This window comes from Pseudomonas sp. YQ_6 (assembly GCF_043103245.1).
In the GTDB taxonomy this organism is placed as follows: Bacteria; Pseudomonadota; Gammaproteobacteria; order Pseudomonadales; family Pseudomonadaceae; genus Aquipseudomonas; species Aquipseudomonas alloputida.
Map to the genome: position 1 here is coordinate 31,466 of NZ_JBICJR010000017.1, position 9,520 is coordinate 40,985.

The 9,520-nt window shown below is 58.5% G+C and carries 12 protein-coding genes and 3 pseudogenes; 8 read left to right on the forward strand and 7 right to left on the reverse strand.

Going from position 1 to position 9,520, the window contains the following annotated elements; all coding sequences use genetic code 11:
* Nucleotides 1-3: 3 nt before the first annotated feature.
* The 6 genes and pseudogenes from ACF8FG_RS04855 to ACF8FG_RS04880 form a co-directional block, all read right to left on the reverse strand.
* Nucleotides 4-1,182 (reverse strand): annotated as a pseudogene (locus tag ACF8FG_RS04855) (tyrosine-type recombinase/integrase).
* Entirely contained in the window at nucleotides 1,124-1,450 is a 327-nt protein-coding gene (locus ACF8FG_RS04860) for a hypothetical protein (protein WP_392518622.1), read from the reverse strand. The pseudogene ACF8FG_RS04855 and the gene ACF8FG_RS04860 overlap by 59 nt, the downstream one beginning before the upstream one ends.
* A 37-nt stretch (nucleotides 1,451-1,487) precedes the next feature.
* Nucleotides 1,488-1,649, reverse strand: a complete 162-nt coding sequence (locus ACF8FG_RS04865; RefSeq protein WP_167665928.1) for a hypothetical protein — start codon at nucleotides 1,647-1,649, stop codon at nucleotides 1,488-1,490.
* Nucleotides 1,650-1,896: 247 nt separating this feature from the next.
* On the reverse strand, nucleotides 1,897-2,268 hold the full coding sequence (locus ACF8FG_RS04870) for a phage protein NinX family protein (protein ID WP_023389774.1): 372 nt from the start codon (nucleotides 2,266-2,268) through the stop codon (nucleotides 1,897-1,899).
* Nucleotides 2,225-2,518: a hypothetical protein gene (locus ACF8FG_RS04875; protein ID WP_076403256.1), complete on the reverse strand. Its 294-nt coding sequence runs from the start codon at nucleotides 2,516-2,518 to the stop codon at nucleotides 2,225-2,227. The genes ACF8FG_RS04870 and ACF8FG_RS04875 overlap by 44 nt, the downstream gene beginning before the upstream one ends.
* The gene (locus ACF8FG_RS04880) at nucleotides 2,518-2,784 is read right to left on the reverse strand and encodes a hypothetical protein (RefSeq protein WP_317616991.1); all 267 of its coding nucleotides are present in this window, start codon (nucleotides 2,782-2,784) and stop codon (nucleotides 2,518-2,520) included. Before ACF8FG_RS04880 ends, ACF8FG_RS04875 begins: the two co-directional genes overlap by 1 nt.
* Before the next feature lie 308 nt (nucleotides 2,785-3,092).
* On the opposite strand from ACF8FG_RS04880, the gene ACF8FG_RS04885 reads away from it, so the two are divergent.
* The 5 genes and pseudogenes from ACF8FG_RS04885 to ACF8FG_RS04905 all read left to right on the forward strand — a co-directional run bounded on the left by ACF8FG_RS04885 (nucleotide 3,093) and on the right by ACF8FG_RS04905 (nucleotide 6,638).
* Nucleotides 3,093-3,392 (forward strand): hypothetical protein, encoded by a 300-nt coding sequence (locus ACF8FG_RS04885; protein ID WP_019438790.1) that lies wholly within the window; start codon nucleotides 3,093-3,095, stop codon nucleotides 3,390-3,392.
* 840 nt (nucleotides 3,393-4,232) lie between these two features.
* A complete protein-coding gene (locus ACF8FG_RS04890; protein WP_014591547.1) occupies nucleotides 4,233-4,706 on the forward strand; it encodes a hypothetical protein in 474 nt (157 codons plus the stop codon).
* Nucleotides 4,707-5,819: 1,113 nt separating this feature from the next.
* Nucleotides 5,820-6,130 (forward strand): annotated as a pseudogene (locus tag ACF8FG_RS04895) (peptidase M48, Ste24p).
* Nucleotides 6,130-6,399: a hypothetical protein gene (locus ACF8FG_RS04900; protein WP_014591546.1), complete on the forward strand. Its 270-nt coding sequence runs from the start codon at nucleotides 6,130-6,132 to the stop codon at nucleotides 6,397-6,399. Before ACF8FG_RS04895 ends, ACF8FG_RS04900 begins: the two are co-directional and overlap by 1 nt.
* Before the next feature lie 47 nt (nucleotides 6,400-6,446).
* Entirely contained in the window at nucleotides 6,447-6,638 is a 192-nt protein-coding gene (locus tag ACF8FG_RS04905) for a hypothetical protein (RefSeq protein ID WP_019438796.1), read from the forward strand.
* A gap of 6 nt (nucleotides 6,639-6,644) precedes the next feature.
* On the opposite strand, the gene ACF8FG_RS04910 is transcribed toward ACF8FG_RS04905, so the two are convergent.
* Nucleotides 6,645-7,130, reverse strand: a complete 486-nt coding sequence (locus ACF8FG_RS04910; RefSeq protein WP_318076260.1) for a GNAT family N-acetyltransferase — start codon at nucleotides 7,128-7,130, stop codon at nucleotides 6,645-6,647.
* 252 nt (nucleotides 7,131-7,382) lie between these two features.
* Between ACF8FG_RS04910 and ACF8FG_RS04915 the strand changes: the two genes are divergently transcribed.
* From ACF8FG_RS04915 to ACF8FG_RS04925, 3 genes and pseudogenes are all read left to right on the forward strand, one after another.
* Nucleotides 7,383-7,616, forward strand: a complete 234-nt coding sequence (locus tag ACF8FG_RS04915) for a hypothetical protein (RefSeq protein ID WP_026031959.1) — start codon at nucleotides 7,383-7,385, stop codon at nucleotides 7,614-7,616.
* A gap of 326 nt (nucleotides 7,617-7,942) precedes the next feature.
* Nucleotides 7,943-8,418, forward strand: a pseudogene (locus tag ACF8FG_RS04920) (DUF2280 domain-containing protein).
* Nucleotides 8,393-9,511, forward strand: a complete 1,119-nt coding sequence (locus ACF8FG_RS04925) for a terminase (protein ID WP_318076232.1) — start codon at nucleotides 8,393-8,395, stop codon at nucleotides 9,509-9,511. The pseudogene ACF8FG_RS04920 and the gene ACF8FG_RS04925 overlap by 26 nt, the downstream one beginning before the upstream one ends.
* The last annotated feature ends 9 nt before the right edge of the window (nucleotides 9,512-9,520 follow it).

The window sequence follows — 9,520 nt, forward strand, 5'->3', positions numbered from 1 at the left end:
ACTTCATCCGATTTTCCTCTTCAAGATCGTCAACACCGGCCCGCGAGAGTCAGTTGTTGATACCATGTTCGCAGCCTCAATCAGCTTGCCCAGCTCAGCGCCGGAGTAGTGGCTGGTGATGCTGCCGTTCTTGTGCCCGAGCAGTGACTTCCGATCCTCTTCAGTAACGCCTGCTGCCCGCAGTCGTCGACCGAAGGTGTGCTTCAAGTCGTGAATCCTGATCGAGGCATATCCAGGGTGAGCGGGGCGAAGGTTTTCCTCCTGCCAGAGTTTCGCCGGTCTCACCCGTGCCTTCTTCCATGCCGAGTCGTTCATCCGGTGCATCGCGGTGCCGTTGTATGGAAATACCCATTCCTTGCTGATCCCACGCTGCCATTCAATAATCGACTTGGCTACGTTGTTCAGCACCACCAGGCGCTCGTCGCCATTCTTTACGCCCGACCGGGCGTGTCTCCCGCCGAAGTCAGCAGGGATCAGGAAAACACTGGTTCCCAGTTCCGGCACCGATATCTCCCAATCCCACCTCAGCTTGCACACCTCTTGCTCCCGACAGCCCGTGTTACCTTGAACAGGGCCATCGTTTGTAGGTGGCCCGGTAACTCGTTGAAGAGGATCGACTGCTCTTCCCATGACATTGGGTAGGGCTTACGGCTCGACTTCTTCTCTTCGAGCTTCCTCAGCATGGGCACACTGTCCAGCCATGGCCGGCGATCGTCGTCTCGCCACTTCCTGGCGCATAGCGTCAAAACCCGGACCGCGCGCTCAATTGCGATGTTAATCGTCCGGTTGCTTACGGCCATTTTCAATGGTCCCATCCGGCAGAACCTTTTCTGTCTGCCGGTCCCTGATAAACGGCTCCAGCGCCTGGTCATCGATGTGCGTCAGCGGCAGATGGCCCAGGTATGGATGAAGCTGCTTCATGCACAAGGCAGTCAGGTGGATGGATGGCTGATCCTTGACCTCAAGGAGGTAGCGCATTGCCGCCTCCTCCCAGGTATGCACCTGCCGAACGCCATACACCTTCCTTTGACGCAGTTGCTCGAGCTTGTGGATCAGGTACTGCTCTGCTTCTTCCCGGTCACCAGTTCCAGTACTTTCTCGAATTCGCTCCCCTTTGTAGACTTTATCGATTTGCCAGACACCGCCCTTCTCGTAGAGGCCAGTGATCGTTTTTCGAGCCATGTATCATCTCCTCGGCGCTGCGGGGCCGATTGTTGTCCTGTCCGGTGGCTTTTTCGATCGCCTTGGCTTCGATGTAGGCGTCCGCCCACTCATCAAGCTCCTGGCGGTCAAAGGCCACGCCCTGTTTTCCGATGGGGAATTCCCGCACGTTCGGCCTGACCGTCTTGTTGAACTCATCCCGGCACATGCCGAGATATCCAGGTGCATCGCCGAACCGGATGAACCGCGGCTGAATGCTTGTGGGCTTTGCTGCTGTGGCATTCGCCATGTGTGTCTCCACACCGCCGGTGGCGGTAGGTTGGTGGTCAGGCTGCTGGCGCAGGCTCGACGCGGTAGTACTCGGTTGCCCTGCAGCGCGGGCAGACCATGGTGCTGAGGCCTTCCGCCCATTTGCATAGGGCTGGAATCCGCTCGCTCTCCTTGTGCTTGTTGCGGCAACGGCAGCACTTCACGGTGATATCGGACATAGGTCATCCTCGCCCGCGCAGGTCGGCGGGCTTGAGTAGTGGAGGGAGGGTTAGGCGAATTCGGCGGCGAACGCGTCGACCAGCGCCTGGCTGGTGAAGTTGATCGGGAGAGCGTCGGTGCTCTTTCCGTCGCTGATCAGCACCTACCCGTTCTTGTAGAGGGTGCAGGTGTTCCTGCCCTGGCAAACGCGGGCGATCGGCAGGCCGCCGAACGGCAGCCAGCGGTTGATGCGATAGACCAGCCTCCTCATGGCATCAGCTCCTTCGGCACCTGGACGGTATCGCCGAACTCAGTTGCGACCACTGCCTGACACGCCGCAATCAGGGCCGTGCCACAATAGTCCGTGCCGTAGTGCTCGCCGGCCTTGTAGTAAACACTGGCCCGCCAGCGCTCCGACATCTCAGTGCCCTCGGGCCCTTCATGGGCTTCTGGGATGAGCGAGACCTGATATTTCACAGCCAGGGGCCCGCCCAGCGCCCAGTCTTCCCACGGGTTGTAGCGTTTGGTGTGCTCGATGGCCTGGCCCTGGTACCGGGCGAACACGCGCCAGGGCACCCCGTTGTATCCGGGCGGCTCAAGGAACAGGGGCGAGACCTTGCGATGGCTGATACCTCTCATCAGTCCAGCGCCCAGGCGCCAGTGCGGGTGTAGGTTCGGGTTGTGTTTCGTGCGGGGAGAGCTGGCGCTCGTTGCCGGCCGTCAGCTGGCTGTCGGGGATCCAACTGATGCCGCCCTTGTAGTAGTGGCCGCTGTAGACCCAGCAGGTGACGGCGCGCTTGTCGTCGTGGATAACCTCGACATTGGGGGTGAACTGTTCTGCGCTGGCGCCGGTGGCCAGCAACAGGAGGCAGAGGGCGAGGCGGGTCATCAGCAGTCCACCCAGTTGAGTTCTCTGATGTAATCGCCGCCGGCGCACAGGTGCTCGTCGTTGATCGCTTCCAGATCCTTGATGTCTGCCAGGGCGGCCTTGGCCCGCTCTAGAGCCAGCTCGGCATGGCTTAGCTGTTGGCGTTTTCTGGCCTTGTAACTGCTCAGCGCCTCCTCTTTGCGGGGGTAGGCGAACCGGCGCCAGGAGTTTTTCGATACTCGTTTGGCGTTGCCCCAAACTTTCCCGGTGGCTTCCTGGCGCGCCATGGCATAACCCTCGCTGCCTCTCGCGGACCACCACGTAGCGCCGGCACGCGATCGTGACGCCTTCGGGGGCCGATGGAATCGATGTAGCGGAAGTGGTCCGGCCAAGCCGGTTTCTTTTCTACGGGCATGACTTCGTCCTTGGCCGCCATATCGCGGCTGTAAGCTGTACAAGATTCTGTTTTTGTACAAGAAAATCGGCCGGTGGTCCGATTCAGTTCTCAATCTTGGGAACCGCGATTGCGTCTCGCCTCGCTTTCGCTAAGGTGAAGGTTCGCCATCACATACAACCAAAGTCGTAGGAGGTCGACATGAGAATTCGCGGTGATGTTTTTTGGTCTTGGGCTGACCCGACGCTTCACCATAGGACTCATGACGAAACGCTCGTTGACGGAACACTTATAGATGTACAGGTGCGACTGTCGCGGACAGGTAACACGCAGATGTTCATTGGGGTATATGCCGCAAGCGGTATGGCTCTGCATGAAGAGGCGTTCGACTCCCGCCCCGGTGAATCCATGACCAGGGCTTTGGCCTGGGGTGTTGGTCGGGCTCGCCGGATCGCCACTGATCCTCAACCAAAATTCGACCAGGTCGCCTGCTCGAACTAGTGGGAAGAGAGGTCAATGCCTGGCGGAATACAAATGTGCTCCGCCGAGCATTCAGCGCGCATGAAAGCTGCCATGTGGCCCATCTGCTCAATGCGCTTGAGAACCACAGGAAGAGTTGCGTCCGCTTTGTCCCCATCCGTTGCCAGAGGGGTTGGCCAGCCGCACAGGTACGCTTGCCGCGGGAGCTGGTCCACTCGGTCCGTTCCATCCCGCTGAGCTGTCATTCCCGGCGTGTCCTTCCAGTCCCTGGTGGTCGGGGTGACCCAGCCGGCCAGCGCTGCGATCTGATTCAGCGGTCGCCCGGTATCCCACGGTCGAGCGTCCTTTGCCCCGCGATTTGCGTCCATAGCTGTTGGCGTGGGCCACCCAGTACGTGCGGTCTCGGATATGCGGAGCACTGACGCCCGCAGGCGTAGGACCAAACGCCGACGCCGGCGAAGAAGTGGCATTGGGTGTAGGGCTTGAGGTCATCTGGGTGAACATCCTCGATCGATCGATCGTCAACGTCACCTGGCGCGATGTGGCCCGCTGCGATCAGATTTCGGAGCCACTGCGCAGCGTATTGGTCGATTTCGTTGTAATACGCAGACATGGGGGGGCCTCGCCAAAGCGGCGTGAAGTTTTAAATGGAAAGGGTTATTCGCAGAGGCCGTAGGCCGATGAGCATCTGTTCTGGCTGTCAGTCCGAGCGATTAGATCAACCATGTCAAACTGGCGGCCGCCGCGCGCGGTGTTGGCCCAGTCGACCATGCGGTCGATGCCGTGGGTGGTGGCGCTAACCTTGTCATCAGGCCTGACGGTGGGATCGGTCAGCTCAGCCCGCGACACTGGAATGCGCTGGTGGCGAAGTACAGCACGCACAAGGGGCGCAAGATCGATTCAATTGGACGGCTCATTGCCATCGTGCCAACCCCGGCGCCTAAGCGCTTCACTCAGCAGGCCGTGCTGGTCTGGGCGGTTCCGCAGCAAACGAAGGGGATTCAGCGCAAGGTGCCTCAGTTCAAGGCGCCCGAACCACGCGAGAACGAGGAGGAAGGGCAGTGGGACTGGCGCAACAAGGCTGCCGCCGCCGCCGTTGAGCGCGCCAACAAGCACGCCCGTGCCGTGGCCGAGGTGAAGCCGGGGGAGATGATCGTCCTGGCCGAGTCGAATTACGACATGACTAACTGGGATTCCCAGGGCCTGACCGAGCGCACCTATCAGCGTTGGAATCGGGCCATCAAGGGCGCTCTGGAGTCTCTGGTAAACGAGGCGCTGGCCGAGGCTCAGCACATGCTTGAAGCGATTGGCGTGCTATTCGACGAGGCCGCGTGAAAGGGCCTCAAAAGGGCTTGCAATATCATGTCGCCATGTCGTAATTTTGCTTCATCCTGTCATTCCTGCGCGTGTTGAGGAGTGACACACAGAACCCGGCCACCGCGCCGGGTTTTTTATTGCCCGAAATAAGCCGTCAAAATTTCCATAATTGCGCCGGTCTTTTTAATTACCCCGGTGGTCTGGTATTCCACCTTATGGCAACCTTAGGGCGCATACTCGCTTTAGCTCAGAATTTCTGAGTTAATGAGAGGTACTTATGTATAGTGACATTGCCAAGCCAGATGGATCTCCGGGACTTGAATTGGAAGTCGGGTCAGGTACAGAAAAGCGTGAGGGGTTGGAAAAATCTAGCCCAGAGGATAGAGACGACTATATCGATCCCGACGCTACGCCTGAACTAGAACCTGAGTTTTATGAGCGTCCAAAAGCTTCAAATTCGGAAAAGTTCAGTAGTCAGCAGGCCGGCTGGACTTATCCTGGGCGCCGTTGGTAGAAGCGCCCAACCAAGTACGGCTCTTTCGCCACATACGCTCCTCGAAGCTGATGATCCACTGGGCTACACTCAGATGATGACGAGCTAGGCCTTGAAAAAGGTCCGGAGAGTGACCGTAGGCAGATGCGTACAAATGATGGATCACTCGCTGAGTAATTCATTTATCTGAGCTCGGATAATCGGGCTCATCAGAGGTTTATATGACAGATAAAACATCGCGCCAGGGGGAAAGAAGTTCTGGTGCAAATACATCTTCCCAAGGCTCAAGGGCGGAGGGAAGTAAGGGTGCCAACACCGAGCGGGCTTCAAAGGCAGAGCTCTACAGTCGGCACGACAAGGTTGCTGACAAAGATCTTAAAAATGATCCGCGAAAGTCATGAAATAGAACATTTGGGCTGATTGACGCGCCCGATTGATTGGGATAGCGCTAATAATCACTAGCTAGCCGCCTTCGGGCGGTTTTTTGTTCAGGTGAATTAGCTCCCCATCAGATCAACGGATGTACGCTTACCATCCTAAGCTTCGGAACTTCCGGGGCTTTTCGTTATGTGCTGCTCCGCACGTTTGCCCGGTCCCTGAATAGGGCCTCGCCGGGCCTTTTCTTCTAGGATCCACACATGGCCGAACCAGCAAGCACGACTGCCGGCGTCCTGCTGGTAAGTACGGCGTGATCATTGGCGGCTTCGCAGGAGCGATCCTCTCGCTGGCCTTTCTGCGAGGCCTCACCCGGGGCCAGGCGGTCGCCGCCTTCTTCACCGGTTTCGCTTCGGCAGTCTTCTGCACCCCGCTCGCCATCAGCTATTTCAGCCTTGGCGCGAGCGGAGAAACCCAATACGGCGTGGCCTTTCTGATAGGCCTTCTGGCAATGAACATCATCCCGGTGCTGAAGTCGCTCGTGGGGTCGTTCGGAGCCAAAGGAGCTACCTGATGAGCTCGACCCTGATTTCAGTTCTGATCGGCGCGAATGCTTTTCTGAGCGTGCTGGTGGTGATCGCTGCGTGCGACTACCTGCGCCGGATCAGACCAACGGATGCGCCGCTACTGGCCGTCGCGTTCTACCTAGTGGCCATTGGAGCGTTCGGCTCGTTCGTCCTGGCCATGAACGGCCATGTTCCCACCCTGTACGGCGTGATCCTCAAGCTGGGGATCGTCCTGTACGCGGTTGCCCGGCGCGGCCATGTGTTCCAGCCGGGGTAGGGGCGCCACCAATTCGAGATGCGCCGTTTCGTGGCGCGGGAGTGAACATGAGTAACGTAACCCGCATACGCCATGAGCTGCCGGCCAGCATGGATATCGTCCATGCGGTAGCCGAATTCGATACGGCCATCGTGAAGGCTATCGACGCAGCCAAAGAAGCTGGCCTTCCCCAAGGTCTGTTGGTCGGCCTGCTGCACGGTCATGCCCATGCCGAGACGCACAGGATGGTCGCCAGGTAAAACAGGTTACGAGATTTTTGCGCTAGTGCTTGCGAGGAGTCGATAGCGTGCGAAGGGCGTACCGTCGATATCAACGTCTCCGTCGTGAACAAAACCTAGACGAAGTACACCTTTGATACGAGTTCTGGTGGGTGGGAGCAGTATGGTAATCGAGTCCAGGCCCAACTCTTGGAAAGCGCGCCGCACTATCTCATCGAAAATTACTCTGCCCAGCCCCCAGTAATCTGGGTGAAGCACTAAAGCAAGATCAGCGTCACCGTCTTCCTGCTGCAGGCCACCCCAGCCGGCGAATTTATCTTCCACGAAAAAAGCCCAGGGACCGTATCCATCAAGAGCCCATTGGGCCTCTTTTTGAGCGACCCATGCCTTGCACTTGCTTTCGTCAAAGTCGGGACGCCCCAAGGGCATTTGGCGTAAGACATCTGGGTTGTTGTTGAGCGCGATGATGTCTTCGGTGGAAACGTCGCTGAGATGCCTGAAGCAAAGCTGCATGATTGGCCTTTCGGGAGAGCTGATCTCAACCAATACCTTCAACGCGCTACCATTTCAAGTATCAGGATCTATCCATGACCACCAAGCAACCCGACTGGGAGGCGATGGAACGAGCCTACCGTGCCGGCTCGCCCCTTGCTGCATGAGCGTGCTCACGCTCAGACCAGCATCATATTCATGATTAACGCTCCAATACAGTGGATTGATCTGTTGGCACCCGCTACCTTGAGGCTTCACGCGAGGAGTCCGGACATGGCAGATAAATATGTTGGAAGAATAGTTGGGCTTGGCACGGATAATGTGGAGTACGTCATCTACATCTACCAAGACGAGACCGTTGAGCGCTCTTCGAGCGGAATGGTTCGACATGAAGGCTTGAAGCATTTCGAAATGCAAATGGGTGGTGCCGTGAACAAGATTTCCGAAACTGAGTACGAGATCGTGGCTACGGGAGTGAGGGTCACTGTGCATGATGATAAGAGTTAATCGGGTCGGCCTCTCGTGCGAGCGCTTGAAGTGGAATGCCGCATGGCAGCCAGATGGGGCAATCACCATGCATAGCTTGCGTTGAGCCAATCGCCTTTTGGCTTAGTACTCCCTCCTGCACTGAATAGACTGCTGCCGTCCCGGCACCGCAACATCATTTCAAGCACAAGGTGACCTATGGATAGGCCGTATCCTCCATCGTCACTGCTTGAACTGTCCGAGCTATCCGACTTCAGTATCCGCTTGGCTCCTGCCCCTGAAATATGGGCTTGGCTTAAGGCCGAGATTCTTGCCGACACCGGCAGCATCCATAACCCTGAAAGCCTATGGCAGCCCTCAGCAACGACGTGAAGGCCTTTATTGTTCAGGCCTTGGCGTGCTTCGACAGCCTTCACAGGTGGTAGAGGCCGTCCAGAAAGAATTCAGCATCGCAGTGACCCGCCAGCAGGTGGAGACGCACGATCCCACGAAGTACTCCGGCAAGGGCCTAGCCAAGCGCTGGGTGGCCTTGTTCGAGGACACACGCAAGCGGCTCCGCGAGGAAACAGCCGAGATTCCCATCGCGAACAGAGCTTTCCGGCTTCGCGGCCTAGGGCGAATGGCTGAGAAGGCCGAGAACATGCGCAACCTAGCGCTGACTGCCCAGCTGTACGAGCAGGCGGCCAAGGAATGCGGCGACATGTACGTCAACCGCAAGATCGAACCCGACAAGCCCCTGGGCTCCCAGGCGGACCAGCAGCACGCCGTTGCTGAGTACAAGCTGGAGCCAGATGAAGGTGTCCCGACTACCCCGTACCTTTGACCCACCGGTGAAGTTGACGCCGAAACAGGCGAACATTTACGTCTGGGGCTTCCAGCCTGAGGCGCGCTTCCGTGATGCGGTGTGCGGGCGACGATTCGGCAAAACCTTCCTCGGCAAGGCAGAAATGCGCCGCGCGGCCCGGCTGGCTGCTGAGTGGGGCGTGAGTGTCGAGGATGAGATCTGGTATGGCGCTCCGACGTTCAAGCAGGCCAAGCGGGTCTTCTGGCGCCGGCTAAAGCAGGCCATCCCCGAGGCATGGCGCGCCGCCCGACCGAACGAGACGGAGTGTTCGATCACTCTAAAGTCTGGCCACATCATGCGTGTGGTCGGCCTGGACAACTACGACAACCTGCGGAGCTCCGGCCTGTTCTTCGTCCTGGTGGATGAATGGGCAGACTGCTCGTGGGCAGCCTGGGAAGAAGTGCTCAGGCCGATGCTCTCGACCTGCCAATACACGATTCCCCAGACCGGGGAGTCGCGTAAAGGCGGGCATGCGCTGCGCATCGGCACGCCGAAAGGGGTCAACCACTGCTACGACACCTACCGCGACGGGCAGCCGGGCGGAGAGCCTGACCACAAGAGCTGGCAATACACCTCACTGCAGGGCGGCAACGTTCCGGCCGATGAGCTGGACGCCGCTCGGCGCAAGATGGACCCGCGCACGTTCCGCCAGGAGTATGAGGCCGGGTTCGAGAACTATGCCGGGGTCGTCTACTACACCTTCGACCGGGCTGAGTGCCACACCAGCGAGCGCATCAAGCCGGGTGAGGCCATACACATCGGTATGGACTTCAACGTCATGAAGATGGCCGCGGTTGTATACCTGGTCCGTGACGGCTTGCCGCTGGCGCTGGACGAGTTCCACTCGGGGCGCGACACGCCTGACATGATCGAGAAGATAAAGGTGCGTTTCTCAGGGCACAGCGTCTCCGTGTACCCAGACGCCAGCCGACAGAACACCAGCAGCAAGAACGCCAGCGAGTCGGACCTGTCGCTGCTCAAGAAGGCTGGTTTCACCGTTGTGGTCGACTCACAGAACCCCGGTGTGAAGGATCGCATCAACGCGGTGAGCGCCATGTTCCTTAATCCCTAGGGGTTCATG

Excerpts from the sequence above, each read along its gene's own strand:
- ACF8FG_RS04880 (WP_317616991.1), bottom strand. The coding sequence starts at position 2,784 with ATGGCGCGCCAGGAAGCCACCGGGAAAGTTTGGGGCAACGCCAAACGA.
- ACF8FG_RS04905 (WP_019438796.1), top strand. The coding sequence starts at position 6,447 with ATGAGTAACGTAACCCGCATACGCCATGAGCTGCCGGCCAGCATGGAT.
- ACF8FG_RS04900 (WP_014591546.1), top strand. The coding sequence starts at position 6,130 with ATGAGCTCGACCCTGATTTCAGTTCTGATCGGCGCGAATGCTTTTCTG.
- ACF8FG_RS04865 (WP_167665928.1), bottom strand. The coding sequence starts at position 1,649 with ATGTCCGATATCACCGTGAAGTGCTGCCGTTGCCGCAACAAGCACAAG.
- ACF8FG_RS04915 (WP_026031959.1), top strand. The coding sequence starts at position 7,383 with ATGGCAGATAAATATGTTGGAAGAATAGTTGGGCTTGGCACGGATAAT.
- ACF8FG_RS04860 (WP_392518622.1), bottom strand. The coding sequence starts at position 1,450 with ATGGCGAATGCCACAGCAGCAAAGCCCACAAGCATTCAGCCGCGGTTC.
- ACF8FG_RS04875 (WP_076403256.1), bottom strand. The coding sequence starts at position 2,518 with ATGACCCGCCTCGCCCTCTGCCTCCTGTTGCTGGCCACCGGCGCCAGC.
- ACF8FG_RS04870 (WP_023389774.1), bottom strand. The coding sequence starts at position 2,268 with ATGAGAGGTATCAGCCATCGCAAGGTCTCGCCCCTGTTCCTTGAGCCG.
- ACF8FG_RS04885 (WP_019438790.1), top strand. The coding sequence starts at position 3,093 with ATGAGAATTCGCGGTGATGTTTTTTGGTCTTGGGCTGACCCGACGCTT.
- ACF8FG_RS04910 (WP_318076260.1), bottom strand. The coding sequence starts at position 7,130 with ATGCAGCTTTGCTTCAGGCATCTCAGCGACGTTTCCACCGAAGACATC.